This is a genomic window from Kitasatospora sp. MMS16-BH015 (assembly GCF_002943525.1).
Classification (GTDB): domain Bacteria; phylum Actinomycetota; class Actinomycetes; order Streptomycetales; family Streptomycetaceae; genus Kitasatospora.
Genome location: NZ_CP025394.1, coordinates 3,843,441 through 3,867,332, shown reverse-complemented (window position 1 = coordinate 3,867,332; position 23,892 = coordinate 3,843,441). Strand labels below are relative to the sequence as shown.

Annotated in this window: 26 protein-coding genes; 13 read left to right on the top strand and 13 right to left on the bottom strand. The window is 72.9% G+C overall.

Annotated features, from left to right (window positions below; translation table 11 throughout):
• Window positions 1-14: 14 nt before the first annotated feature.
• Entirely contained in the window at window positions 15-626 is a 612-nt protein-coding gene (locus CFP65_RS16860; protein WP_104816879.1) for a YceI family protein, read from the bottom strand.
• 253 nt (window positions 627-879) lie between these two features.
• Here CFP65_RS16860 and CFP65_RS16855 point away from each other — a divergent pair, with 253 nt between their 5' ends.
• The 3 genes from CFP65_RS16855 to CFP65_RS16845 are packed head-to-tail and all read left to right on the top strand — an operon-like array spanning window position 880 to window position 5,047.
• On the top strand, window positions 880-4,314 hold the full coding sequence (locus CFP65_RS16855; protein WP_104816878.1) for a DEAD/DEAH box helicase: 3,435 nt from the start codon (window positions 880-882) through the stop codon (window positions 4,312-4,314).
• A complete protein-coding gene (locus CFP65_RS16850) occupies window positions 4,311-4,511 on the top strand; it encodes a hypothetical protein (RefSeq protein ID WP_104816877.1) in 201 nt (66 codons plus the stop codon). Before CFP65_RS16855 ends, CFP65_RS16850 begins: the two co-directional genes overlap by 4 nt.
• A gap of 53 nt (window positions 4,512-4,564) precedes the next feature.
• Entirely contained in the window at window positions 4,565-5,047 is a 483-nt protein-coding gene (locus tag CFP65_RS16845) for a GNAT family N-acetyltransferase (protein WP_104816876.1), read from the top strand.
• A gap of 22 nt (window positions 5,048-5,069) precedes the next feature.
• Here CFP65_RS16845 and CFP65_RS38975 read toward each other — a convergent pair whose 3' ends face one another.
• Window positions 5,070-5,231 (bottom strand): hypothetical protein, encoded by a 162-nt coding sequence (locus tag CFP65_RS38975; protein ID WP_158702208.1) that lies wholly within the window; start codon window positions 5,229-5,231, stop codon window positions 5,070-5,072.
• Between the two features lie 406 nt (window positions 5,232-5,637).
• Here CFP65_RS38975 and CFP65_RS16840 point away from each other — a divergent pair, with 406 nt between their 5' ends.
• The 4 genes from CFP65_RS16840 (at window position 5,638) to CFP65_RS16825 (ending at window position 8,342) form a co-directional block, all read left to right on the top strand.
• Window positions 5,638-6,639, top strand: coding sequence for an alpha/beta hydrolase (locus CFP65_RS16840; RefSeq protein ID WP_254552425.1), 1,002 nt, complete (start codon window positions 5,638-5,640; stop codon window positions 6,637-6,639).
• Between the two features lie 122 nt (window positions 6,640-6,761).
• The gene (locus tag CFP65_RS16835) at window positions 6,762-7,163 is read left to right on the top strand and encodes a helix-turn-helix domain-containing protein (protein ID WP_104816875.1); all 402 of its coding nucleotides are present in this window, start codon (window positions 6,762-6,764) and stop codon (window positions 7,161-7,163) included.
• 153 nt (window positions 7,164-7,316) lie between these two features.
• The gene (locus tag CFP65_RS16830; protein ID WP_104816874.1) at window positions 7,317-7,844 is read left to right on the top strand and encodes a hypothetical protein; all 528 of its coding nucleotides are present in this window, start codon (window positions 7,317-7,319) and stop codon (window positions 7,842-7,844) included.
• Between the two features lie 168 nt (window positions 7,845-8,012).
• Window positions 8,013-8,342, top strand: a complete 330-nt coding sequence (locus CFP65_RS16825; RefSeq protein WP_371682537.1) for a DUF2516 family protein — start codon at window positions 8,013-8,015, stop codon at window positions 8,340-8,342.
• A 95-nt stretch (window positions 8,343-8,437) separates the two neighbouring features.
• On the opposite strand, the gene CFP65_RS42510 is transcribed toward CFP65_RS16825, so the two are convergent.
• Window positions 8,438-10,582: a SpoIIE family protein phosphatase gene (locus CFP65_RS42510; protein WP_371682425.1), complete on the bottom strand. Its 2,145-nt coding sequence runs from the start codon at window positions 10,580-10,582 to the stop codon at window positions 8,438-8,440.
• Window positions 10,583-10,809: 227 nt separating this feature from the next.
• Between CFP65_RS42510 and CFP65_RS16815 the strand changes: the two genes are divergently transcribed.
• The gene (locus CFP65_RS16815; protein ID WP_104816873.1) at window positions 10,810-11,355 is read left to right on the top strand and encodes an O-acetyl-ADP-ribose deacetylase; all 546 of its coding nucleotides are present in this window, start codon (window positions 10,810-10,812) and stop codon (window positions 11,353-11,355) included.
• Between the two features lie 200 nt (window positions 11,356-11,555).
• Here CFP65_RS16815 and CFP65_RS16810 read toward each other — a convergent pair whose 3' ends face one another.
• Window positions 11,556-12,380 carry an SAM-dependent methyltransferase gene (locus CFP65_RS16810; RefSeq protein ID WP_104816872.1) on the bottom strand — a complete coding sequence of 275 codons (825 nt, stop codon included), beginning with the start codon at window positions 12,378-12,380 and terminating at the stop codon, window positions 11,556-11,558.
• 542 nt (window positions 12,381-12,922) lie between these two features.
• On the opposite strand from CFP65_RS16810, the gene mshA reads away from it, so the two are divergent.
• Window positions 12,923-14,230, top strand: a complete 1,308-nt coding sequence (gene mshA / locus CFP65_RS16805; RefSeq protein ID WP_254552983.1) for a D-inositol-3-phosphate glycosyltransferase — start codon at window positions 12,923-12,925, stop codon at window positions 14,228-14,230.
• Between the two features lie 194 nt (window positions 14,231-14,424).
• Window positions 14,425-14,982, top strand: coding sequence for a YbjN domain-containing protein (locus CFP65_RS16800; RefSeq protein WP_104816871.1), 558 nt, complete (start codon window positions 14,425-14,427; stop codon window positions 14,980-14,982).
• Here the strand turns inward: CFP65_RS16800 and CFP65_RS16795 are convergent.
• Window positions 14,979-16,193, bottom strand: coding sequence for an MFS transporter (locus tag CFP65_RS16795; RefSeq protein ID WP_104816870.1), 1,215 nt, complete (start codon window positions 16,191-16,193; stop codon window positions 14,979-14,981). The two genes, CFP65_RS16800 and CFP65_RS16795, sit on opposite strands and share 4 nt — an antisense overlap.
• A gap of 388 nt (window positions 16,194-16,581) precedes the next feature.
• Window positions 16,582-16,830, bottom strand: coding sequence for a hypothetical protein (locus tag CFP65_RS38970; RefSeq protein WP_158702207.1), 249 nt, complete (start codon window positions 16,828-16,830; stop codon window positions 16,582-16,584).
• A gap of 403 nt (window positions 16,831-17,233) precedes the next feature.
• Here CFP65_RS38970 and CFP65_RS16785 point away from each other — a divergent pair, with 403 nt between their 5' ends.
• Window positions 17,234-17,476, top strand: a complete 243-nt coding sequence (locus CFP65_RS16785; protein ID WP_104816868.1) for a GntR family transcriptional regulator — start codon at window positions 17,234-17,236, stop codon at window positions 17,474-17,476.
• An 80-nt stretch (window positions 17,477-17,556) separates the two neighbouring features.
• The gene (gene hemC / locus CFP65_RS16780) at window positions 17,557-18,492 is read left to right on the top strand and encodes a hydroxymethylbilane synthase (RefSeq protein WP_104816867.1); all 936 of its coding nucleotides are present in this window, start codon (window positions 17,557-17,559) and stop codon (window positions 18,490-18,492) included.
• Here the strand turns inward: hemC and CFP65_RS16775 are convergent.
• The 5 genes from CFP65_RS16775 to CFP65_RS16750 form a co-directional block, all read right to left on the bottom strand.
• Window positions 18,489-19,463: a hypothetical protein gene (locus CFP65_RS16775; RefSeq protein ID WP_104816866.1), complete on the bottom strand. Its 975-nt coding sequence runs from the start codon at window positions 19,461-19,463 to the stop codon at window positions 18,489-18,491. The two genes, hemC and CFP65_RS16775, sit on opposite strands and share 4 nt — an antisense overlap.
• Before the next feature lie 183 nt (window positions 19,464-19,646).
• A complete protein-coding gene (locus tag CFP65_RS16770; RefSeq protein WP_104816865.1) occupies window positions 19,647-20,159 on the bottom strand; it encodes an NUDIX domain-containing protein in 513 nt (170 codons plus the stop codon).
• A 476-nt stretch (window positions 20,160-20,635) separates the two neighbouring features.
• Window positions 20,636-20,833, bottom strand: a complete 198-nt coding sequence (locus CFP65_RS16760; RefSeq protein ID WP_104816864.1) for a hypothetical protein — start codon at window positions 20,831-20,833, stop codon at window positions 20,636-20,638.
• 23 nt (window positions 20,834-20,856) lie between these two features.
• Complete coding sequence (locus tag CFP65_RS16755; protein ID WP_104816863.1) at window positions 20,857-21,228, bottom strand: hypothetical protein; 372 nt, start codon at window positions 21,226-21,228, stop codon at window positions 20,857-20,859.
• Complete coding sequence (locus tag CFP65_RS16750) at window positions 21,228-21,761, bottom strand: hypothetical protein (protein WP_104816862.1); 534 nt, start codon at window positions 21,759-21,761, stop codon at window positions 21,228-21,230. The genes CFP65_RS16755 and CFP65_RS16750 overlap by 1 nt, the downstream gene beginning before the upstream one ends.
• A gap of 181 nt (window positions 21,762-21,942) precedes the next feature.
• Between CFP65_RS16750 and CFP65_RS16745 the strand changes: the two genes are divergently transcribed.
• Window positions 21,943-23,253: a transcriptional regulator gene (locus CFP65_RS16745; protein WP_371682536.1), complete on the top strand. Its 1,311-nt coding sequence runs from the start codon at window positions 21,943-21,945 to the stop codon at window positions 23,251-23,253.
• 60 nt (window positions 23,254-23,313) lie between these two features.
• Here the strand turns inward: CFP65_RS16745 and CFP65_RS16740 are convergent, their stop codons facing one another.
• Both CFP65_RS16740 and CFP65_RS16735 read right to left on the bottom strand, forming a co-directional pair.
• Window positions 23,314-23,628: a hypothetical protein gene (locus CFP65_RS16740; RefSeq protein ID WP_104816860.1), complete on the bottom strand. Its 315-nt coding sequence runs from the start codon at window positions 23,626-23,628 to the stop codon at window positions 23,314-23,316.
• Window positions 23,625-23,879 (bottom strand): hypothetical protein, encoded by a 255-nt coding sequence (locus CFP65_RS16735; RefSeq protein WP_104816859.1) that lies wholly within the window; start codon window positions 23,877-23,879, stop codon window positions 23,625-23,627. Before CFP65_RS16735 ends, CFP65_RS16740 begins: the two co-directional genes overlap by 4 nt.
• Window positions 23,880-23,892 lie beyond the last annotated feature (13 nt).

Here is a 23,892-nt window from a genome sequence, read left to right as displayed (position 1 = left end):
CGTGTGCGTGCGGGTCAGGCGGCCTTGACGGCGGAGATGTCGAAGGTGAGCTTGACCTTCTCGCCGATCAGCACGCCACCGGTCTCCAGCGCGGCGTTGTAGCTGAGGCCCCAGGCGGTGCGGTCGATGGTGGCACTGCCCTCGAAGCCGACCCGGTCGACGCCGTACGCGTCGGTGGCCTGCCCGGTGAACTCCAGGTCGAGGGTGACCGGGCGGGTGGTGTCCTTGATGGTCAGGTCGCCCGTCATCCGGTACGCGTCGCCGCGCAGGCGCTCGGCGGCCGTGCTGCGGAAGACCATCTCCGGGTAGGTCTCGGCGGAGAAGAAGTCACCGGTCCGCAGGTGCTCGTCGCGCTGGGCCTGGTTGGTGTCGATGCTCGCCACCTTGATCACCAGCTCCGCCGAGGAGTTCGCCGGGTTGTCGCCGTCCAGGTGCAGCTTGCCCTCGTACTCGGCGAAGGTGCCGCGCACGTTGGTCACCATCGCGTGCCGCACGGCGAAGCCGATCGAGCTGTGCGTGGTGTCCACGGCGTAGTCACCGGTCAGGTGCCCGAGCCCCGGCCCCTCGGCGACGGCCGGGGTGGCGACGGTGGCGGTCTCGTTCTTGGTGCGGTTGAAAATGCCCATGGCTCCTCCTGGGGTCCGAAGCCGTTTGTTTAGGCTTCAACTTGATGGCTCCAACCATAGGCGCATCTGGTTCAATTTTCAACCACAAACTCGGGTGAATTTTCCACCTCCCCGCCGCGCCTGGCCGTCCGGCCTCGCCGGTATGCCGCTCCGACCAGCGTCGATGGCCGCCGACCGGGCACCGCCGACCAGGCGCTGTCGGCCGTGCGGGCTAGGGTGAAGCGAGTCCACACGCGCCCCCGGGAGGCTCCCCATGTACGCCCTGCACGCCCTCTGGCGCGCGGACGGCAGGCTCGCCCTCTGGGCGGAGAGCGCACGAGCCTTCGCCTCCCCCCGTCCGCGCAGCCGCCCCACTCGTCCGGCCGGCCCCGCCGGGTCCGCAGTCGGCCCCGCTGGGGCCGCAGTTGGCCCGGGGGTGCTGCAGTCGGCCGAACCCCAGGCCCACCCCTTCGCCTGCCCGGCCGGCGAGGTCGCCCGGCTGCTGGCCGGCATCGGGCCCGGCCTCGGCTGGCTGGCCGGGCAGGCCCCCGAGCGCTGGGCCACCCTGCTGCTGCCCACCCTCGGCGACGCCCCCACTCCCTCGCCCCAGCTCCCGGTCGGCGCGGTCAGCCCCGGCTTCGGGCCGACGCCCTGGCGGGTGCCGGTGCTGCTCTTCCCGCCCGCCGAGGCCGCCCAGCTCCTCGGCGAACTCTTCGACCCCCACTGGTCGGTGGCCACCGCCGACCTCCCCGACCTCGGTCCGGTCGAGGTCGCCTACGGCTCCTCCCTCCGCTGGCTCACCGCCGTCCACGACCTCGCCTGGCGCCTGGTCGGCCGGGGCCGCCTGCTCCCCGCCCTCCGCAGCCACCACGCCACCCTCACCGCTCACTGGCAACCCGCCCTCGACGCCCCCGCCCGCCGCGAGGCCGCCGCCCTGGCCGCCGGCTGCCCACCCGTCCTCCGTGCCGAACACCGCCCGGCCCCGAGCCCCACCCCGGCCGGTGGCGCAGCCGCCCGACCCGCACCCCGCGCCGCCATCGGCCCCACGGCCACCGCGCTGGTGGCCGAACTGCTCGACGTGCTCGTCGACCAGGAGGCCCGCGTCGCCCTCGACGGCCTGCCCCTGCCCTCGGCGCCTCCCGGCGATCCGCTCCTCGGAGCCTGGCTCGCCGCCTTGTACGCCCCCGACGGCCGCCTCGCCCTGCCCCAATCGGCCGCCGGCGCGGCCGAGTTGGCCGAGGAGATCCGCGAACGCCTCGCCTCCTGGTCTGCGGGCGCCCCCGATCCCGACAGCCCGCTGCGCCTCTGCTTCCGCCTCTCCGAGCCGCTCGGCGCCACCGACGACAGCTCGCTCGACCACACCACGGCCGCCGCCCCCGGCGCCCCCGCTGCTCCAGCCATCGAACCCGGCTCCGACGAGGGCTGGCGGCTCGACTTCCTGGTCCAAGCCGTCGACCAGCCCTCCCTCCTTCTCTCCGCCGCCGACCTCTGGGCCGACGGCCCGGCCGCAGCCGCCCTCGCCCTGGCCATCGCCCCCCGCTCCGCCCACCACTCCGCCCGACTCTCCGGCCCCGGGCCGGCGAGCCGCTCCACGGCCGGCGGCCGCCTCGACCCGACTGGCGCGGCCGACCCGACCGAGGCCCTCGCTGCCGAGCTGAGCCGCGCCGCGCTCCGCCGCCCGGAGCTGGCCCCGGCGCTCAGGCTCGCCCGCCCGACCGGAATGGACCTGGATCGGGCTGGGGCGCTGGAGTTCCTTAGTTCGGCGGCACCGGCCCTCGCCGAGGCCGGGTTCGGGGTGCTGCTGCCGGCCTGGTGGCAGAAGCGTCCGCGCCTCGGGCTGACCCTCACGGCGGCGCCGGCCCCCGCTCCCGGCTCGGTCGAGCGGATCAGCCAGGTCGACCGGGATGCCGTGGTGGCGTTCCAGTGGCAGCTCGCCCTCGGCGAAGTCGAGCTGACGGAGCGGGAGTTGCAGGATCTCGGGGCGGCCCAGCAGGGGCTGGTCCGGCTGCGCGGACGCTGGGTGGAGGTCGACCCCGCGCAGATCTCGGCGGCCCTCGACTTCCTCCGTCGGCGCGGGGCGGGCGTGATGGCCGCCCCCGAGGTGCTGCGGCTCGCCCTGGCCGACGGCGTGTCGGTAGCGGGCCTGCCGGTGACGGCGGTCCGCGCCACCGGCCCGCTCGGCGACCTGCTCGACGGGCGGAGCAGCGGAGCGGGTCGCCCCGGGGCAGGCCGCTCCGAAGCCGACGCGCCCCCGGCTGCCCCGGTCGCACCGGAGCTCCCGCCGGATTTCGGCACCACGCTACGCCCCTACCAGGCAAGGGGGTTGGCATGGCTGCACACGCTCACCGGCCTCGGCCTCGGGGCGGTGCTCGCGGACGACATGGGCCTGGGCAAGACCGTCCAGGCCCTCGCCCTGCTGGCGATCGAGCAGCGGGACGGCACCGGCGGGCCGAACCTGCTGATCTGCCCGACCTCCCTGGTCGGCAACTGGCAGCGGGAGGCCGCCCGGTTCGCGCCGGGCCTGCGGGTGCACGTCCACCACGGCGCCGACCGCACCGAACTCCCCACCCAGGGAGTCGACTTGCTGATCACCACCTACGGCCTGGTGCAGCGCGACCTGGCCCAGCTGCGGCAGACCACCTGGCGTCGGGTGATCGCCGACGAGGCCCAGCACATCAAGAACGCGGCCACCGGCCAGGCCCGCGCGGTCCGTTCGCTGCAGGCCGCCCACCGGCTGGCCCTCACCGGCACGCCGGTCGAGAACCGGCTCGCCGAGCTGCACGCCATCCTGGACTTCGCCAACCCGGGCCTGTTCGGCACCGCCGAGTCGTTCAAGGAACGGTTCGCGGTGCCGATGGAGCAGGGTGGCAGCGCCGCAGTGGCGGACCAACTCCGGCGTCTCACCGCCCCCTTCGTGCTGCGCCGGCTCAAATCGGATCCGGCGGTGGCGGCCGAGCTGCCGGCCAAGAAGGAGCTGACCGTCTGGTGCCACCTCACGGCCGAGCAGGCCGGCCTCTACCAGGCCGTGGTCGCCGATCTGCTGCACCGGGTGCAGGGCGTCCGGGGGGTGGAGCGGAAGGGCACGGTGCTGGCCGCGATCGGCAAGCTCAAGCAGGTCTGCAACCATCCGGCCCAACTGCTGCACGACCGTTCGCGGTTGGGGGAGCGCTCGGGCAAGGTCACCCGGCTGGAGGAGCTGCTCGCCGAGGCGCTGGCCGAGGGGGACAAGGCGCTGGTCTTCACCCAGTACGCGGAGTTCGGCCGCCGGCTCCAGCCCCACCTGGCCGAACGGCTCGGTGAGGAGGTGCTCTACCTGCACGGCGGCACCCCGCAGCGCCGCCGCGACGAACTGGTGGACCGCTTCCAATCCCCCGACGGGCCGCAGGTGTTCCTGATCTCGCTCAAGGCCGGCGGCGCCGGGCTCAATCTCACGGCCGCCAACCAGGTCATCCACCTCGACCGCTGGTGGAACCCGGCCGTCGAGGACCAGGCCACCGACCGGGCCTTCCGGATCGGGCAGCGCCGGGACGTCCAGGTGCGGCGGCTTGTCTGCGTCGGCACGGTCGAGGAGCGGATCGGCGACCTGATCGAGGCCAAGCGCACCCTCGCCGAGGCGGCCGTCGGCGAGGGCGAACGGTGGATCACCGAGCTCTCCACCGGCGCCCTCCGCGAACTCATCGCCCTCTCGGCCGACTTGGAGACTCCGTGAGCACCGAACGCAGCAACCCGCTGGCCGGCTTCTGGGACAGCAGCTTCCCGTTCACCGAGGCCGTCCACCCACCCGCCCCCGCGACGCCCCCGGCCACGGCCCTCACCGAGCTCGGAGCGTCCGGCATCAAGTACGGCGGCCGCGACCTCGCCGCCGTGCTCGCCCCTGCCTACGATCGCTTCACCCACCGCGACTGACCTGGGCGTTTCCGGGCCGAAAAGCAGTTGATCCACTCGCCTAGGGTGCTGCCATGACCACCAGCACTCCCGGCCTGCTCCGCCTCGAACCGCTCACCCCGGACAACCTGGACGCGGCGCTCGCCCTGCGCGTCCGCCCCGACCAGGAGCACCTGGTCGCCCCGGTGGCGAAGTCGCTCGCCGAGGCCTACGTGCACCCGGAGACGGCCTGGCCCCGGCTGATCCTCGACGGCGACCGCGTGGTGGGCTTCCTGATGGCCTTCCTCGACATCGACTTCGCGGGCGACGGCAGTGGCAGCGACCTCCGCTCGGGCCTCTGGCGCCTCAACATCGCCGCCGACGCCCAGGCCCGGGGCTACGGCCGCTTCGCGGTCGAGGCCGTCGCGACCGAGATCCGCCGCCGGGGCGGCACCACCCTCACCACCACCTGGCACCCGGGCCCGGACGGCCCGGAAGCCTTCTACCTCGCCCTCGGCTTCCGCCCCACCGGCGAACTCAGCGGCGACCAGACCGTCGGCGTCCTCGACCTCCACTGACCCGCCCCGGCTGCCCCGGGGCTCACCCCAACCGGCGGTAGATCTCCTTCACGGCCGCCACCGAGTCCCCGGACGCCTTGGAGGTGTCGCCCTGCGTGGCGGGGACGACCGAGACCTGCACCCAGTCGGCGCCCTGGCAGCCCTGGGCCCGGGCCATCAGCACCTTCCCGTCCCTGACCTCCAACTCCCGGAAGCCGCCGGGGCCGAGCTCGGGGAGGTTCTCGCGCCGGGCAGGGCGGCGCAGGGCCGGAGTCGAGTGCGGGTGGGTGCGAGGTCAGACCCCCGTCCCGCCCGTCCCGCCCGTGCCACCCCCACGCGAGCACCCACCGACGGCGAGCACGGCCGCCCCCGCCAGCGCGACCGCTACGACCCGCCGTCTCCATTGACCCGCGATGAGTCGGCCCCCCGTGCCCAGCCCCGTCCGTGCCGCGTTCGACACTCCATCAGTCTCCAGGATTCCTCCCCGGCCCCGGTCCACCCGGGGCCGGCGTGACTGTGCACCGTAGACGGCCGGCCTTTGTGGCCAGCCGGATCGGCGGGGCGCCGAAAATCGACTGGCTCGAAGGAGACGGGGAAGTTAGCGTGCGCGCGTGAATCTTGAACCGGGGAAGTCCGTACCCGCTGTGCCCGTTCCGCTTGACGGCGAACTCCAGATCGCTTTCGACGCCTACCGGGCGGAGCAGCAGGACTCGGCGCCGATGAGCCTCGAGATGCTGCCGGGCATCCGCGCAGAGGGCGCTGCCGCCGTGGCGGCGATCGAGGACCTCAGCCAGGGCGGCCGCTTCACCGTCTCCCGACTCTCGGTGCCCGGCCTGGACGGCGCCCCCGAGATCCCGCTGCTGGTATGCACGCCCAAGGACGCGCCCGCATCTCGGCCGGTGCTCTACTTCCTGCACGGCGGCGGCTTCTTCTGCAACGACCACCACAGCGGGCTGGATCAACCGCTCGGGATGGCCGAGCGGTTCGGGGCCACCCTGATCTCGGTCGGCTACCGGCTCGCGCCCGAGCACCCGTACCCGGCCCAGATCGATGACGCCTACGCCGGTCTGCTGTGGGCCGCCGATCACGCGGACGAGCTCGGCATCGACCCGGAACGCATCGTCGTCACGGGCCTCAGTGCCGGCGCCGGCCTCAGCGCCGCGCTCGCCCTGACCGTGCGCGACAAGGGCGGCCCCAGCCTGCTCGGCCAGCTGCTGATGTGCCCCATGCTCGACGACCGCAACGACAGCGCCTCGGCCCTCCAGATGGACGGGTTCGAGTTCTGGGACCGCGGCTACAACGGGTTCGGCTGGAACTCGCTCCTCGGCGACCTGCAGGGCGCATCGGACGTGCCGCAGTACGCTGCGCCCGCCCGCGCCACCGACCTGACCGGATTGCCGCCCGCGTTCCTCGATGTCGGCTCCGCCGAGTGCCTGCGCGATGAGGTCATCGCCTACGCGAGCCGGATCTGGCAGGCCGGCGGCAGCGCCGAGCTGCACGTGTGGGCAGGTGGCATCCACGCCTTCGACCTGGACGTCCCCGAGGCGCGGATCAGCAGAGCCGCGGTCGCGGCGCGCCACAGCTGGCTGGAGCGCCTCCTGGCCACCGACTGACGGCGGCAGGACGGGCGACGCGCCGGCCCGGGTTGGCCGTCCACCGTGCAGACTCACCGTCGGGTGAGCTGTCCGCTAACACTGTGCTTGCAATTGCAAGCAGGGCGGGGCAGACTGACGGCATGGCTTCACTGAACGTCGGGTCGTTGGGCGAGTACATCCGGGAGCAGCGGCGGAACGCGCAGTATTCGCTGCGCCAGCTGGCCGAGGCCGCCGGGGTGTCCAATCCGTACCTGAGCCAGATCGAGCGCGGGCTGCGCAAGCCGAGTGCGGAGATCCTCCAGCAGATCGCCAAGGCGCTGCGGATCTCGGCCGAGACGCTGTACGTGCAGGCCGGGATCCTCGAGGAGCGGCAGGGTGAGGGGCTCGAACTGCGGGCCGCGATCCTGGCCGACCCCCTGATCGACGGGCAGCAGAAGCAGGCACTGCTGGCGGTGTACGACGCCTTCCTGAAGGAGAACAAGGCGGCGCCCGCACCGGCGGAGCCGGCGAAGCCGGCCCCCGGGGCCGAGGCCGGCGCCTGAGGGCCCGGACCTCGACCAGCAGGTTCGGCAAGCAGGTTCGGCAAGCGAGTTCGACGAGCAAGTGCGATGAGTGAGAACGTGCGCCGCCGCCTCGGCGGGCACGGGGATCCGGCAGGCCAGAGCGGTGCTGTCGGCGGATAGGGAGGACCGGTCATGCCGATCACCGACGAGATCAAGAAGACCCTCAGCGACCCGACCCCGCTGTACGCCCTGGCGGGCGCGGGCGACCTCGCCTACGAGAAGCTCCGCGAGGTGCCCGGCAAGGTCGAGGCGCTGGCCATGGACCGCAAGGCCGCGCAGGAGAAGGCCACCGCCCGCTTCCAGGAGGCGCAGACCCGTCTGGTCGAGGCGCAGGCGAAGGTGACCGAGTCGGTCACCACGCTGCCGACCGACCTCAAGTCGCTCCAGGAGAAGGCGCAGACCTTCGCCCTCCAGCAGGTCGGCCGGGCGGCCGAGCTGGCCGTCAAGGCGATGGAGGTCTACGACGAGCTGGCTGTGCGCGGCAAGGCCGTGGTGGACGGCGAGAAGCCCGCGAAGGCGGAGCAGCCGGCGGCCGTGGCCGAGGAGGCCGTCGAGATCGAGGTCGTGGACGTGGAGATCGTCGAGGAGGCCCCCGCCGCCGAGCAGCCGACCCCGGTCAAGCGCGCGCCCCGCGCCCGGAAGCCCGTGGCGGAGAAGTAAGCCGCCGGGTGAGCACCCCGCCCAGCCGTTCGAGGCCGGGCGGCACGGAACCGAACAGGCCGGGCACACCGGCCCCGGCCGGTACGTTGTCCCCTGTGGTGGCGGGCTGTCGTGCCACGATGGCGGCGGAGTGGCCGGAGCCGAGGTGAGGAGACCACAGTGCTGACGATCTTGAGCGTCGACTTGCTGAACCCGTTCTGGTGGCTGGCCACGGCGATGGTCGGGTTCAAGCTGTTCGCCTTCGCGGACGCGTTGACGCGCCGGGAGGACGCCTTCCGGGCGGTGGACAAGAAGACCAAGCAGTTCTGGCTGATCATCCTCGGCCTCGCCCTCGGGCTGGACCTGCTGCTCGGCGCCAGCGTCTTCGGGCCGCTCACGCTGATCGGCCTGGTGGCCTCGATCGTCTACGTGGTGGACGTCCGCCCCGCCGTCCGGCAGGTGACCGGCCGGGGCAGCGGTGGCGACAAGCGCAACATGGGCCCGTACGGCCCTTGGTAGAGCCGCGGGTCGGTGGACCGACCGAAGACGGGAGGGCCCGGAGCGATTGCTCCGGGCCCTCCCGTCTTCGGTGCCGCGATGCTCGGCCCAGGTGGTCAGCCCATGATCAGCGGGATCGGGTTCCGCTCCAGGAGGAGGACGGCCACGTCGTCGGTGAGGGCGCCGCCGTTGAGCTCCTCCACCTCGGCGATGGCACTGTCGACCAGGCGGCCCCGGGTGAGCCCGGCGGCCTGGTGGTCACCGATCAGCTCGACCAGGCCGTCCTGGCCCAGCCGGCGGGAGCCGGCGCCGACCCGGCCCTCGACCAGGCCGTCGGTGTAGAGCAGCAGGCTCCACCCGGGCTGGAGCTCCAGCTGCTGGGCCGGCCAGACGGCCAGCCCGTCGTCGCAGGAGAGCAGCCCGAGCGCGGGCCCGGCCTGCTCGGCGGGGAGCAGGGTGGGCCGCTCGCCGGGGGAGAGCAGCAGCGGGGCCGGGTGCCCGGCCAGGTACAGCTCGGCGCGCTCCAGCCGCTGCCCACCCGGTGCGGTGGCGCCGCCTGCCATCTCGCCGGCCGCCATCTCGTCGGTGGCCATCTCTCCGGCTGCGGCTGCTGCTGCGGCTGCGGCCTCGGCGGAGGGGCAGGGGTGCAGCACGAGCATGCAGAGCGTCGCGAAGATCTCGTCGCTGCGGCGCTCGTGCTCGAGGACGTGCTGGAGGGTGGTCAGCAGCTTCTCGCCGGTCAGCCCGGCGAAGACCAGGGTGCGCCACGCTATCCGCAGCGCGACGCCGAGCGCGGCCTCGTCCGGGCCGTGGCCGCAGACGTCGCCGATGACCACGTGGACGGCGCCGTCGGGGGTGCGGACGGCATCGTAGAAGTCGCCGCCCAGCAGGGCCCGGCGGCGGCCGGGGCGGTACCGGCGGGTGAAGGCCAGATTGGCGCCGTCGAGCAGCGGGGTGGGGAGCAGGTGGCGCTGGAGCCGCGCGTTCTCCTGCCCGCGCAGCTCGGCCTCGACCAGGCGGCGCTGGGACTCGTCGGCCCGCTTGCGCTCGACGGCGTACCGCAGGGCGCGGGCCAGCAGCGGGCCGTCCGTCTCGTGCTTGACCAGGAAGTCCTGGGCGCCGGCCGCCACGGCGGCGGCGCCGAGCTCGGACCCGGCGGCGTCGGTGAGCACCACGACGGCGGTCTGCGGGGCCCGGCGGAGCAGCTCGTGCAGCCCCTCCAGCCCGTTCGAACCGTCCGAGGGGTGCGGCAGGTCGGCCGGGGCCGCGAGGTCGAGCAGCACGCAGTTGAAGTCGGCGCCGCGCGGGCGGCCGCGCCGGACGGCCGTCGGCAGCGGGGTGAGCCGGAGCGCGGCCTGCTCGATGCCACGTGCCCAGTGCAACTCGATCGCGGCGCCGCTGTCGGTGACCAACTGCTCGATCAGGGCGGCGTCGGAGGCGTCGTCCTCGATGACGAGCAGGCGGAACACGGCGTCCGGCGCGAGGGCGGAGTGCGCCGGGGCGGTGACCCGCGGACGCGGTATGGGCCTGCCGTCCGCCTCGGCCGGGCGGCCGCCCGGGCCGGTGGCCGCCGTGGCACCCCGGGCCGGGGCCGGGTCGCAGCGGTCTTCGGCGCAGCCGGAGAGCGGGGGCGAGGCCGGGCTTCCACTGGTCTTGCCCGGGGCGCTGACTCGGCCGGCGGCGGGACCCCCGGTCTTGCCCGGGGCGCGGGCGGGGGAGATCGGGAGCGCGGTGGCCGGGGCACGGCCGGTCGACTGGGCCGGGAGCTGCTCGGTGCGCTGGCGGGCCGGGCCGATGGGGGCGTGGTCGGTGAGGTAGCCGCGCTCGGCGGTGTGGCCGGCCTGGTGGCCGGTGGTGTGGCTGGTGGTGTGGGCCGTGGTGTGACTGGTGCTCAGCACGCCGGGGTGCGCGGCGGGGCCGGGCAGGGCGGCCGCGTGGGCACCGGGGTGGGCCGGCGGGTGGCCGGCCGGGCCGGGCAGGACGCCGGCGTGCGGGCCGTTGTGCAGGGCCGCCTGGGCGCTCGGGTGCAGGCCCGGGTGTGCGGCGGGGGAGCTGGAGTGCGCGCCCGGATGGGCCGGGGAGTGGTCCGTGCGCTCGGGAGAGGTGTGCTTGAGCGGGCGGTCGGCGCCTCGCTCGGCGCCCCGCTCGGCGGCACGCTCCGCCGGACGGTCGGCACCGGCGGCCGTACCCGTCAGCACGGCGGCCTGGGTGCCCGTCCGGTGCGCGGAGCCCGGGGCCCGCCCGTCACCCGTAGCGGGCATGGGTTGTTCCTCCCTATTCCAGACTGGGCAACGGTTGGCGTCGGCCCGGAGTGCCCGCCTGGCACCGTATGTCTGGGAGTTCCTCGCGACCATAACGTGATCTCCGATGAATTCTCAGGCCGACGCCGGTGATGTGGTAAGTGCCACGCTGTCGGGACGGCGGACGGATGGGGTGACCGGCCCGCTGTGGAGCGGCCGGGGACGGTGGCGGAGGAGAGGTCGGAGCGGTGACGCAGATCACGTTGGTCGAGGGTGACATCACCCAGCAGGAAGTGGACGTGGTGGTGAACGCCGCCAACAGCTCGCTGCTGGGTGGCGGCGGGGTGGACGGGGCGATCCACCGCAAGGGCGGCCCCGAAATCCTGGCGGACTGCCGAGCGCTGCGCGCCGGGCACTACGGCAAGGGGCTGCCGACCGGCCGGGCCGTGGCCACCACGGCGGGCCGGCTGCCGGCCCGCTGGGTGGTGCACACCGTGGGGCCGGTCTACCGGGCGGAGGAGTACGAGGAGCGGGCTGGGCTGTTGGCCTCCTGCTATCGGGAGTCGCTGCGGGTGTCGGTGGAGCTGGGGGCGCGCTCGATGGCCTTCCCGGCGATCTCGGCCGGGATCTACGGCTGGCCGGTGGAGGACGCGGCGCGGATCGCCCTCACGGCGGTGGCCGAGGCGCTGGCGGACGCGCGGGGTGAGCTGGAAGAGGTCAGGTTCGTGCTGTTCGGTGAGGCGACGTACGAGACGTTCGAGCAGGTGGAGCGCGAGCTGGGGCAGAGGAGCTGACGACGCCTCACCGGCGGTGCGGGAGGAGGCGCGCGGCGGGCTCGTGCGGCCGAGTCCATGGTGGCGTGATCGACCGTCAACACGCCAGAGAAATTCGATAGCTCGTTCGAGTGAATCTGCGCGGGCCGACCCGGGAGGCCCCATGACAGGGCGAACGGCGGGGCGAACGGTAGGGAGAAGGGTGGGGCGAGGCGGGCCGGTCAGGGGGCCAGTGCGCTCCACGGCACGGTGACCTCGCCCTGCCGCCACCGGCCCCGGGCGTCGACCAGTGGCCAGCTCCCGGCCAGGGCCGTGCAGGCCGCCGCCCAGCGCTGACGGGCGCCGAACGCCCCGTACGGCGCGGCGGCGGCCCAGGCCCGGTCGAACTCGGTGAGGAAGGCGTGCACCGGACGCCCCGGCACGTTGTGGTGGATCAGCGCCTTGGGCAGCCGTTCGGCCAGGTCGGAGGGCTGGGCGAGGCCGCCGAGGCGGGCGGCGAAGGTGACCGTGCGGGGGCCCTCGGGGCCGAGTGCGACCCAGACGTGCCGGCGGCCGATCTCGTCGCAGGTGCCCTCGACCAGGAGACCGCCCGGCGCGAGCCGTGCGCAGAGCCGCTCCCAGACCGCCGTCACGGCTGACTCCTCGTACTGCCGCAGCACGTTCGCGGCCCGGATCAGCAGCGGCGCGGTGCCGCCGTCCAGCGGCACCTCGAAGCCGCCGCGCCGGAAGGTCAGCAGCGGCGGGTCGGCGTACGGCAGCGCCGCCGCCACCCGGGCCGGCTCGATCTCGATCCCGACCACCCGGGTGTCCGGCCGGACGGCCCGGAGTCGGCCGGCCAGCTCGACGGCAGTCCAGGGCGCGGCGCCGTAGCCGAGGTCCACGGCGGTGGGCGGCGCGGCGGCCGAGCGCAGCGCCGGGCCCAGGGCATGGGCGATCCAGCGGTCCATCCGACGCAGCCGGTTGGTGTTGGTGGTGCCCCGGGTCACCGTCCCGACCGGGCGGGCGGAGCGCCCACGGCTGGGAGCGGAGTCGAACGAGGCGGCCATGCCCAGCAGCCTACGCGGCGCCCCGCCCGGGGCTCGGCGCCTGGCGAGCAAGCGCCCCGGAGCCCGGCGGGCCCGAGCCCCGGCGCCCGGCGGGCTCGCGCCCCCGCCGGGGCCCGGATGATCTCCTTCGGCGAGGCGGGAATAGCAGGTGCCGTCCGGATGGTTGGCACACTGGACGAATGCCACCGGGTGGGCGCCCGCCCGGGCGGGCTTCCGCATGTGCGATCGGCGGCGGGGCGGCCGCGCGGAGCGGCACTGGCATCGCCGAGTCCCACCAGCCCCTCCAGGCTGGCCTGGCACCACCCGTACCACTGGCAGGACGCAGCAGGACACGGACGAAGAGCAAGCGGGAGAACGGCCCGGCACGACCACGGCACGACGGCACGACAGCAAGACGGCACGGCCCAGCAAGAGCGTGGCGAGCAGCCCGCACCCGGGGAGCAAGAGGAGGCTTCAGCCAGGTGACGCAGCACCCCGCACGGTCGATCCGCCGTGCCCAGAATCCGCTCTCGACCGGCCTGTCCGGCAGCTTGTCCGGCAGTCTGTCCACCGGTCGTGGGCGGCTGCAGGCGCTGGTCGGCAGCCGGGCGGCCCGTCGGCCGCGCCGGATCGCGATGCTGAGCGTGCACACCTCCCCGCTGCACCAGCCGGGCACTGGCGACGCCGGCGGGATGAACGTCTACATCGTCGAGCTGGCCAAGCGGCTGGCCGCGCTCGACATCGAGGTCGAGGTCTTCACCCGGGCGGTCAGCTCGGACGACGCCCCGCTGGTCGAGCTCGCCCCCGGGGTGCTGGTCCGGCACGTCACGGCCGGTCCGTACGAGGGTCTGCTCAAGGAGGACCTGCCGGCCCAGCTCTGCGCCTTCACCCACGGCGTGCTGCGCACCGAGGCCGGTCACCGCCCGGGCCACTACGACCTGGTGCACTCGCACTACTGGCTCTCCGGCCAGGTCGGCTGGCTGGCCGCCGAGCGCTGGGGCGTGCCGCTGGTGCACACCATGCACACCATGGCCAAGGTCAAGAACGCCGCGCTGGCCGCCGGCGACACCCCCGAGCCCGCGGCCCGGGTGATCGGCGAGACCCAGGTGGTCGAGGCCGCCGACCGCCTGATCGCCAACACGGCCGAGGAGGCCGGCGAGCTCTCCCACTACTACGCGGCCCGCCCCGACCAGCTGGCCGTGGTCCACCCCGGGGTCAACCTCGACGTGTTCCGCCCCGCCGACCGCGGGGCGGCCCGGGCCCGGCTGGGCCTGCCGCAGGACGCGGCGGTGCTGCTCTTCGCCGGGCGAATACAGCCGCTCAAGGCCCCCGACGTGCTGCTCAAGGCGGTGGCCGTCCTGCTGGAGCGCCGCCCCGAGCTGCGCGAGCGGCTGGTCGTCCCGGTGGTCGGCGGCCCCTCGGGCACCGGGCTGGCCAAGCCCGAGAGCCTGCACAAGCTCTCCGCCCAGCTGGGCCTCTCCGACGTGGTCCGCTTCCACCCGCCGGTCGGCCAGCGCGAGCTCGCCGAGTGGTACCGCGCGGCGACGGCCCTGGTGATGCCCTCGTACAGCGAGTCCTTCGGCCTGGTCGCCCTGGAGGCCCAGGCCTGCGGCACCCCCGTGGTCGCCGCAGCCGTCGGCGGCCTCCCGGTCGCCGTCCGGGACGGCGAGACCGGCACCCTGGTGCACGGCCACGACCCGGCGGACTGGGCCCGGGCGCTGCTCCCGTACGCGACCGACCAGGCGCTGGTCGAGCAGCGCGGTGCCGCCGCGGCGCGGCACGCGGCGGCCTTCGGTTGGGACACGGCGGCGGCGGCGACGGCCGAGGTGTACGCGGGGGCCATGCACCGCAGCTTGCGCCGTCCGGCCTGACACGGGCATCTCATGGGGGCGCGGGGAACTGCGCGCGGCCGGAAGAAGCGGACGTGCCATCTCGAGGAGGTAGCCAGTTGCGCCGTCAACGGATGGTGCAAGTGGGCATGCGCGTAAGACTGCGTCAGAGTGCAGGGCGGACCGCGCCGTTCCCCGCGCCCCCGGTGGTGCCGCCCCCGGTATAGCTTCTAGGCATGGTGACTGGGACGAAGGACGAAGCCCTCGGGCTGCTGCGGGCGGCGCTGGACGAGGCCGGGGCGGCCTGGGAGCCGGCCGTGACGGATCCGTACACGGTGGTGGCGACGCTGCCGGGGACGCGGAAGCTCTCGACCACCTGTGCGCTGCGGGTCGGGGACCACACGCTCTCGGTGAACGCCTTCGTGATCCGGCGGCCGGACGAGAACCACGAAGGGGTGTACCGCTGGCTGCTGGAGCGGAACACCAAGCTGTTCGGCGTCGCGTACGCGATCGACTCGCTGGGTGACGTCTACCTGGCCGGGCGGCTGCCGCTGGAGGCGCTGACCTCGGAGGCGGTGGACCGGCTGCTCGGCACCGTCCTGGAGAACGCCGACGAGCCGTTCAACACCCTGCTCGAACTCGGCTTCGCCACCGCCATCCGCCGCGAGTGGGAGTGGCGCACCAAGCGCGGCGAGTCCACCCGCAACCTGGAGGCCTTCGCCCACCTGGCCGGCCCCAAGCCCGGCGAGGCCGACACGACCGAGCCCGGCCAGGCCGAAGCGACGAAGCCCTAAGCCTTCACCGGCTCCTCGGCCGCTGCCGCTGCCGCTGCCGCTGCCGCCGCCGCTGCCGCCACCGCGGCATCGGCGGTGGTGTCCGGAGCCGCCCGGCGCCCCAGCAGGACGAACCCGGCTGCGGCGGCCGTGCCGCACACTGCGCAGGCCGCCCACACGGCGTTCCCCGAGTGTTCGAGCAGGTAGCCGCCGGCCGCCGGGCCGGCGAAGGCGGCGAGTGACCAGGAGAGCGAGAAGACGCCCTGGTAGCGGCCCCGGGCGTGGGTGGGGGAGAGCTCGGCGACCAGTGAGATGACCTTCGGGGTGTAGACGATCTCGCCGATCGTCCAGATCACCACGGTGAGCGCGAAGAAGGCCATCGAGCTGCCCGCGAAGGCGGTCAGGCCGTAGCCCCAGCCGGTGAGCAGCGCGGCGACCACCAGTACGCCGGTCCGGTTGCGGTGCTCGATCAGCCGGGTGACCGGCAGCTGGAGCAGCACGATCAGCAGCCCGTTCAGGCTGGCCACCAGGCCGAACTGGTCGGCGGAGAGGCCCGCCTGGCCCATGTCCACGGCCAGCGTGCTGTCGCACTGCTTGGCCACCAGCGCGAGCACCAGGTTGAGCGCGACCAGCCCCATGAACGGGGTGTCCCGGAAGACCCGGCCCAGCCCGATCTCGGGCTCCGCCGCAGAGCCGGAGCCGGAGCCGTCGGCGCTCGCAGCACCGGTCGAGCCGGCCGAGCCGGCCGACGGGGCCTCCGGGCGGGTCTCGGGGATCTTGACGAAGACCACCACCGCGCAGAGCAGCGTGCTGAGCGCGTCGAGCAGGAAGAGCGGCAGGTAGCCGTGGAGCGCGATCAGGCCGGCCACGGCGGCCGAGACGCCGAAGCCGATGTTGATGGCCCAGTAGTTGAGAGCGTAGGCCCGCACCCGGTCCTCGGCCGGCACCACGTCGGCGATGATCGCCGCGATCGCGGGCCGGGAGGAGTTGCTGGCCAGGCCGAACAGGAAGGAGACCGCAGCGATCGCGGTCGGGTCGTGGACCAGGCCGAGCAGCGCGGTGAAGACGGCGGTGGCCAGCTGGGCGCAGAGCAGGGTGGGCCGCCGGCCGACCCGGTCGGTGAGCACGCCGGCGCCGAGCGAGGCGGCGGCCGAACCGAGGCCGAAGAGGGAGACCACCAGGCCGGCGTACGAGGCCGAGTAGCCCCGGACGGTGGTCAGGTAGAGGGCCAGGAAGGTGACTCTTGCTTAGACCGAACGATACGCGATGGCCGCCCGGTAGGCGGCTACTTTGGCCGGAACCGTTCAGACAAAGGCCCCGCCGGCGAGTGCCGAGCGGGGCTGTCAGATGTTCGAAGCAGTGTCTACTCGGGACAGTCCGCCGAGCAGGCCCAACGGGTGTGACCGGGGCCGCTGGGGGCTTCCTGGTGGCCGATCGGGACCGGTGTGGGGGCTGGCCCGCCACACCGGGCGCAGCGCACCGGGGCCAGGCGGGGCCACGTCTCGCCGAGGGCGTTCTCGTGGTCATCCGGGTGGAATGGGTTACGTCCGCAGGGGGCGCCGGCGTATTGCCCGGGTCGCGGGGCGCCGCATGTGGGCTTCCTGGTGGCGGCGAGGGTCATCAGGCCGCCGCCCCGGCGAGGTGGTGCGCTTCCTTGTAGGTGTACCCGGTGTCGGGGTGGTTCGCCTCGGCGGCGTGGAGTGCCTGCCACCTTCGCGCTTGCTGCTCCGCCTCGCGGTGGGCGTACCAGAGCGGAACGACGCCCTCGCCCGAGGGCGCGGCGGGAGTCCACCTGACGCGCAGCTCCCGCTCGACCGCCGCAGTGTTGATCTGCTGTCGCGTCGGGCCGGCGGGCGGGGTGCGCTCCATGGTGGGCAAGGTGGTGGGTGCCGGGATCGGCTTGGGCGCGGTCACCGGGGGCCGTACCGGCTCCTGGCGGTGGTTCGCTGGCGCGGGAACATGGCGCACGGCGGCGGGTACGGGGGTGCCTGCCCGGTGGCGGCCGGTCGGTTCGGCAGTGAGCCACAGCGCGAAGATCGTTGCCGCTGTGATGGCGCCCGCGGCTGTGGTGAACCACAGCCAAAAGGTAAGGTCCGACATGTCGAGTGCTCCCTATAAGCATTCGGCGGTGTGACCCCCGGCGGCCGGCCCTAATCGGCTTCCGGGGGTTTCTGTTTTCCTTGAAAATAACGGACCTCCCTACACCTGTCCATAGCTCCCTATCGCTGGCAGTAGCCAGGCGTGGCGCCATGTAGCCGGATACGGTTGACTCGTGACCGACCTCGACCCCACCCGCCCGAAGTGGCCGCAGATCGCCGCCAAGATCACCGAGCGAATCGACCAAGGGGTCGACGGCTACACGCCCGGCTGCCTCATCACGAGCCGGATGATCGAGGACGAGTTCTCGGTCGCCAAAGTGACGGCAGCGAAGGTGTTCACCGAGCTGCGCGGCAAGAAGCTGGTCAGGACCGAGTTCGGCATGGGCTCGTACGTGACGGATCCGAGCGAGCGGTAGACCCGGCCCTACCGGAGTTCGATGGTGTTGCGGGGCCTACCATTGAGCTGACTCGTTGTCAGTTCTAGGAGTTGGTCCCCGTGCCTACGTTCCTGGTCGGCTCGCGCGCAAGCAACCTGGCGAAAGCGCAGGTCCGCGAGTACCTAGCCCCGCTGCGCGAGCGCTTCCCGGATACGACGTTCTCCCACCGGGTGATCCTCGAAGGCGGCGACAAGGACCGTCGGTCGCTGTTGTCGAGCGTGAGCGCGGTCAGCGGCGGGTCCGCGTTCAGCACCGAGCAGGAGGCGGCCCTCGTTCGCGGTGATGTTGACGTGGTGATCCACTCTCTCAAGGATCTTCCGACGGCCAACCCGGACGGGTTGATGTTGCTTCCGCCGCCGGGCCGCGAGGACGTGCGGGACGCGCTGTGCGGGTCGACGCTCGCCGGGCTGCGGAAGGGCGCGCGGGTGGGTACCGGCGCCCCTCGCCGGATTGCTCAGCTCCTCGCGGTGCGCCCGGATCTTGAGGTGGTGCCGATCCGGGGGAACGTTCCGCCACGGCTCAAGAAGATCGAAACCATGGGCCTCGACGCGGTGGTATTGGCTGCCGCAGGGCTTCGCCGGCTCGGACTCGAATCGGCCATCGGGGAGTTGCTGCCGCTCGACCAGTTCCCGCCGAGCCCCGGGCAGGGTGCGTTGGGGGTGCAGGTCCGTGAGGACAACCAGCCGATCCGGGACGTGCTGTCGACCGTCGGTAACGCTGCCGTTGACGCCGAGGTGCGCGCCGAGCGGGCCCTGCTCGCCGAGCTGCACGGCGGGTGCAGTGTGCCGGTTGGCGCCTACGCCGAGACGCTGCCGGATGGCCGGCTCTCCCTCTTCGCTCAGGTCACGTCCCTCGACGGACAGAAGCGGGTCAGCGGCAGCCTGACGGGTCCTGCGAGCGAGCCGGAGAAGCTGGGCAGCGCCCTGGCCGCCGAGTTGGTCGACCAGGGCGCGCGGTCCATCCTCGACGGGATCCGGCCCGCCGCCGTGGTCTAGCTGTTGAGCCGCCGGGCGATCTCCACCGCGCCGTACGTGACGGTGGCGGCGGCGCCCGCCCGGCGCAGGGTGGTGCACAGCTCGGTCAGCGTCCGAATGTCCCTGTTGCCGGTGGCCGGGTCGACCGGGGCGAGCGTCGTGTACTCGCCCGAGACGGAGAACGGGAACAGTGGGACCAGGGTTCGGGCCTTGAGGTCGCGGAGCATGTCCGCGGTGAACAGCGCGGGCTCCAGTAACAGCATGTCGGCGCCGTCGGTGACCAGGCGCAGCGCGGAGTCGAGGAACTGGTCGCCGTTGCCGGGGTTGATCTGGAACGCCCGATCGGCGCCGGCGTTCGGGGTGGCGCCCATGGTGAGGCGGAACCCGTCGTAGAGCGTGCTGTGGTAGATCACGTGGGGCATGACGGATCGCGCGTCGTAGCCGGCCTGGTCGAGTGCGTCGCGGGCCCCCCGGGTGGTGCCGAGGACCATGGACGCCGGGCCGATGATGTCCGCGCCCGCCTCGGCGTGGGCGACGGCCTGCCGTGCTGTCACCTCGATGGTGGCCGACAGGTCCGGCCGTCCGCCTGGCCCGGTGAGGTAGCAGAGCCCGCCCGTGGTGTAGCTGCACAGGCAGGTCTCCGTCATGACCGCGATGTCGGGCTCGGCATCCTTCGCCGCGTGCACCGCGCGGGCCATGAGCGAATCCGGCGCGAGCGAGACGCTGCCGGTGTCGTCGCGCTGCGTCGACTCGGCGAAGATCTTGACGCTTCGGATGCCGAGCCGGGCGCAGTCACGGACGACGGCCGGGATTCCGGCGACGGTCACCGTCGGCATGGGCCGGCTCGCCTGGTCGTCCTCGGTGACCAGCAGCACCATGGACAGGTCGGCCGGGGTGATGGCCGGCCCCTCCAGCAGCGCCCGGACGGCGGCAGTGCTCCGGAGGGGGCTGTTCGCTCCGGCAGTACGGGGGGTGTGCGTGGTTGCGCTCATGATCCCTCGTCTCTTCTGTTGTGGTGAGGACCCGTTCCGGCGGGGTGTTGACCCTTCCCGCCCGCCGGAACGGGGGTTGCAGGGCCCGCCCTGGTCACGGCCGGGGGAGGCACGGCACGCCGCACGCCGGGGGTTGGTGGCGTTGCGTGCTTCGCGTGACCAGAGCGGGCGGTCTAGGGGTGCCTACCCGAGCGGCACGCCGTGGGCCGTGAACGGCATCCGGAGCCCGGCCCGGCGGTGGGTGAGGGCGAGCCGGATGCGCCGTTCCTGGTACGGCTTGCAGTACCTGCTCAAGTTGGGGATCCGCACCCAGGCGAATTCGATCAGCTCCCGGCGCGCGGCCTCGGGAACGGCGACGGCTTCCGCCTCGGCGACGGTCAACTCGCCACCGTCGAAGACGAAGTTGTACCCCTCGGGCGCCTGGGTCTCCTCGTTCTCCTCGATCCAGTCCGGGGACAGGAGGAGGTGCGTCAGCCGGCGCACCAGGCCGGTTTCCTCCTGCAACTCGCGCTCGGCGGCCGTGGCGGCACTCTCGTTGCGGCGTGCGCCCCCGCCGGGGAGCTGCCACCGGTTCTCGCCCTGGTCGAGCTTGTAGTTCGGCAGCACCATGCCGACCGTGTCGCCGTAGGTCAGCAGCGCCAGGCCGCCGATACGGCGGGCCGGGATCGCAGCCGGGTCAATATCGCTGTGTGCCAAGGCAGTTGCCCCCTCGTGAGAGATATCCGGAGAAGCCCCGCCCCGGTCGTCCGTGGTCCACAAGTCACGTCACCGGGGCGGGGGTTGTGCAGCCCGGCGCGGCGCAGGCAGCGTCGGGAGTCATGGGGTCGGGTCGGCGCTCGGGAGGCGGAGCCATGTGGTCCAGAGCGGGCGGGGCACCTTGGGACGCGCGTGCCGGGCCCGGCGGCCCGTGTCGGTCGCCGGGGCGTCGCGCTCGACCGTCGCAGTGACCGCTTTGCCGTGGAGTCGAGCGATGCACTCGGCGCAGGCGTGCAGTGCTGCGTGGATTCCTCCGGCGGCTGTGACGGTGCCGAGCCAGAGCACGCGGACCGAGGTGCGCCCGCAGTAGAGCCAGCAGTCCCCGAGCGTCCACCCGTTCCCGTCGTCCTCGTTCGGTGGCGCCGGGAGCAGCGCAGACCGAATCTCGGAGAGAACCGGGACCGCCTCGGCGACGGTCACGAGCCCGGGTCGCACACGTGACGGACCTTGATCCGCATCCGGGTACGCCGCTCGGCCACCTTCGCCAGGTCCGCACCGACTGGAACACCGATGAAGAGCACCAGCACCAGGACCCACCAGAACAGGGACGGGTCGAGCGCGAGGGCGGCCACCATTGCGAGGGTGACCGCGACCAGGACAACGCCGAGGACCATCGCCGCGCGAATCCGAAGCACTCTCACAGCGGCTCGACCTTGGGGACCATCTCGAACGGCACGTCAGCGATCAGCCGGTACTTACGGTGTCGCGCGTCGCTGAACTGCGTGTGCTTGCGGGTCCACTCGCGTGCCTCCTCGGCGGTGCGGAGCGGCCCCGACTCCAGCCCACAGGGGGTACCGTCGGCGGCCGTCCCCTTGCACACCATGACGTAGACCGCCGGCTCGTCCCCGGGCGCGGGGTCCTCCCGGTAAGTCCAGTCACCGAAGCGCGTCACCCGGTCGTCGACCCTGGCGCGGGCCGTCGCTCCGCAGTCGGAGTGCGCCGGGACCTTGATCCCCGGCGAGCCAGGAAGGATGAGCTTCGGGGTTCCCGTCACGCTGATCTCGTTCATCAGCCAACCCTCTTCTTGCTGTTCGCGTTCAACACCGACGCCTCGGCCCGGACCCTGTCGTTCGCGTCCGCGGCACGGACCTTGAGCGGATCGGCCAGCCAGTCACACCCGCTCCCGACAACCACCGGGGCGAGGACGAACCGGGCACCCTCCGCACGCTGGAACACGCCCACCTGGTCGCGCTCGCAGTCGAGTACCAACTGCCCGTCGTAGGGGGTCCACATCAGCGAGACCGAGCCGGCGGGCCCGTCCTCGGCCGCCTGGGCGGCCCCCTCCTCTGCGGCGAGGGCGGCAACACCAGCTCGGATGACCTTCGCCAGCCGCGTGATCACATCCGGAAGCGCACCGCCCAACAGGACCAGCACCAGGCCCGTCACGACCGAGGGGCTGTCGACCGCCAGCGAGGGCAGCGGGCAACCGGCGGCCTCGGTCGCGCTACGGAACTCTTCAAGGGCCGAGCGGGCTTTCCGCTGATTCGCCTCGACCTGTCTGTGTTGCTCCCCGGTGAGGCGGGACAGCAAAGAGTCAGACACGGATTCACTCCTTCGTCGCTCGCCGCAGTGAACGTGTTGCAATCAGCCAACGCCAGGGCGTCACTGACCGGTAGCCTGCGAAGGGGTGTCGAACCGTGTCGAATTCGACCCACGACCGGAGGGAGGCCGCGCTGTGGCGCAGCCAAACGAGAGGCTTGCGGACTACCTCGCGCGGTCCGGCATGAGCAAGGGCGAGTTAGCCCGACAAGTACACGTACAGGCGTTGCGCTACGGGCACCGTCACATCAACCCCAACACCACCAGGGTGCGGCGTTGGCTCGAAGGGGAGCAGCCCCGCGAGCCCGTGCCGCGCATCCTTGCGGACGTATTTTCCGAGCGGTTCGGCTACCGGGTGACGACCTTCGACCTCGGCCTCGGGGGCCTGCCGGACCTTGACCGATCCCTGGTCTACGCCGCATCGTTCGGAGAGACGGTCGAGTCGGTCACGGAGTTGGGGAGAGTGGATGTGGACAAGGACCGCAGGAACCTGCTGGCGGCTCTGCCGTTCATCGCCGTAGCTGGCACCGGCCCGTCACGCGACTGGCTGTTGCAGACCCTTGATCAGGCGCCGGCGCCGGGCCCGCGGGTCCGCCTGGAAGACGTGACCAGTGTGCGGAACATGTTCGCCAAGTTCCAGAACATGGATGTGATGCGGGGCGGTGGAGCAGGGGGTCGTGAACTGCTCACCGAGTACATGAACGAACATGTGTACCCGCTGCTCCGTCGAACGCACGGGGAAGATGTTCGCCAGGCACTCTGCGCAGCGGCGGCTGAACAGACCTACCTCCTGGGGTGGATGGCCTACGACGACGGCGAACACGGCACAGCACAGCGGTACTTGATCCAAGCGCTCCGCCTCGCGCAGGAGTCCAACGACCCCGCGTTGGGGGCGCACGTTCTCGCCGGGATGGCCGATCAGGCCACCTTGCAAGGTGACCCCTCCGAGGGGCGTCGCCTTGCCCAATCTGGCCGTCTCGGCCTCGTCAACGCGGACTCGGCCGCATGCCTCGCCGACCTCTGGGCCCTTGAAGCCCGAGCCCTCGCGGCCCTTGGGGACAGCGCGGCAGCAGCACACGCCGTGGCGCAGTCGGAAAAAGCCTTCGAGCGTGTCCGCCCAGACACTGAACCCGAGTGGGCGAAGTTCATCGACGGCGCCTATCTTCATGGCGAGTACGCCAACGCCTTCCGGGACCTCGACCAGCCAGATGCGGCAACTGAGCACGCACAACGGTCGATCGACTTCGCCCGTGCACAGGGGCGTGCCCGACGTGGCGCCATGTCGCAAGCTGCACTCGCTGTGTCGCACCTCCAGCGGCGGGACCTAGAAGCGGCACACGCTGCCGGTCTCCGAGCTATCCGGCTGTCCGGACAGGTGAGTTCGAGTCGCAGCCTAGAAGCCGTGCAGGACGTACAGCGGCGCATGGTGCCCTTCGGTGCGCACCCGCTCGTCGCCGACTTCAACGATCGGGTGCGCGACCTCGCCGCCGCCTGACGGCAAACGACAGAAGCGCCCCCGTACCGGCACGAAGCCGGTACGGGGGCGCGGTGCTGTCTACGGGGGGTCGAGGTGGCGGGCGGTGCGCTGGTCGACGCGGTCGACGGCGTCGCGCAGCGAGGTGCCGCTGTTGGGGTGCAGCTGGTACTCGATCGCGCCGATGCGGTGCTCGATCCGGTCGAGTCGGGTCATGACGCCGGGGTGCTCCTCGGTGCCTGCCCAGTCGGTGACGGCGTCCTCGACTCGGCGCACCAGGTGGTGAAGGGCGCGGGTGATGCGCCAGAGCAGGCCGGCGGCGCTGGTGACGGCGACGAGGGCGCCGCACCAGAGCGCGAGGGTGTCGAGCTGCCCGTCGGTCGTCGCGGGGCTCACTCGGTGGTGACCTCCGGGGTGGTCGGCGCGGCCGGGGCCGCGGTCGGGGTGCGCAGCCAGGTGGGCAGCAGGTTCTCGACGACGGGCAGGGCCATGACCCGGGTCACGGCGGTGGCGACCGCGAGGGCGACGCCGAGGCCGGGCAGGGTGGCGGGCAGGCCGGCGGTGGAGACGAGCAGGGGCAGGGCGGTGAGCAGGCCGAGCAGGGTCTGCACGGCGGTGCGGAGGGTGCGGCGGGTGGAGTCGGTCACGGGTCGGGTTGTC

Excerpts from the sequence above, each read along its gene's own strand:
- CFP65_RS16860 (WP_104816879.1), bottom strand. The coding sequence starts at position 626 with ATGGGCATTTTCAACCGCACCAAGAACGAGACCGCCACCGTCGCCACC.
- CFP65_RS16855 (WP_104816878.1), top strand. The coding sequence starts at position 880 with ATGTACGCCCTGCACGCCCTCTGGCGCGCGGACGGCAGGCTCGCCCTC.
- CFP65_RS16845 (WP_104816876.1), top strand. The coding sequence starts at position 4,565 with ATGACCACCAGCACTCCCGGCCTGCTCCGCCTCGAACCGCTCACCCCG.
- CFP65_RS16835 (WP_104816875.1), top strand. The coding sequence starts at position 6,762 with ATGGCTTCACTGAACGTCGGGTCGTTGGGCGAGTACATCCGGGAGCAG.
- CFP65_RS16830 (WP_104816874.1), top strand. The coding sequence starts at position 7,317 with ATGCCGATCACCGACGAGATCAAGAAGACCCTCAGCGACCCGACCCCG.
- CFP65_RS42510 (WP_371682425.1), bottom strand. The coding sequence starts at position 10,582 with ATGCCCGCTACGGGTGACGGGCGGGCCCCGGGCTCCGCGCACCGGACG.
- CFP65_RS16810 (WP_104816872.1), bottom strand. The coding sequence starts at position 12,380 with ATGGCCGCCTCGTTCGACTCCGCTCCCAGCCGTGGGCGCTCCGCCCGC.
- CFP65_RS16800 (WP_104816871.1), top strand. The coding sequence starts at position 14,425 with ATGGTGACTGGGACGAAGGACGAAGCCCTCGGGCTGCTGCGGGCGGCG.
- CFP65_RS38970 (WP_158702207.1), bottom strand. The coding sequence starts at position 16,830 with ATGGAGCGCACCCCGCCCGCCGGCCCGACGCGACAGCAGATCAACACT.
- CFP65_RS16775 (WP_104816866.1), bottom strand. The coding sequence starts at position 19,463 with ATGAGCGCAACCACGCACACCCCCCGTACTGCCGGAGCGAACAGCCCC.
- CFP65_RS16760 (WP_104816864.1), bottom strand. The coding sequence starts at position 20,833 with ATGGTCCTCGGCGTTGTCCTGGTCGCGGTCACCCTCGCAATGGTGGCC.
- CFP65_RS16755 (WP_104816863.1), bottom strand. The coding sequence starts at position 21,228 with ATGAACGAGATCAGCGTGACGGGAACCCCGAAGCTCATCCTTCCTGGC.
- CFP65_RS16745 (WP_371682536.1), top strand. The coding sequence starts at position 21,943 with ATGAGCAAGGGCGAGTTAGCCCGACAAGTACACGTACAGGCGTTGCGC.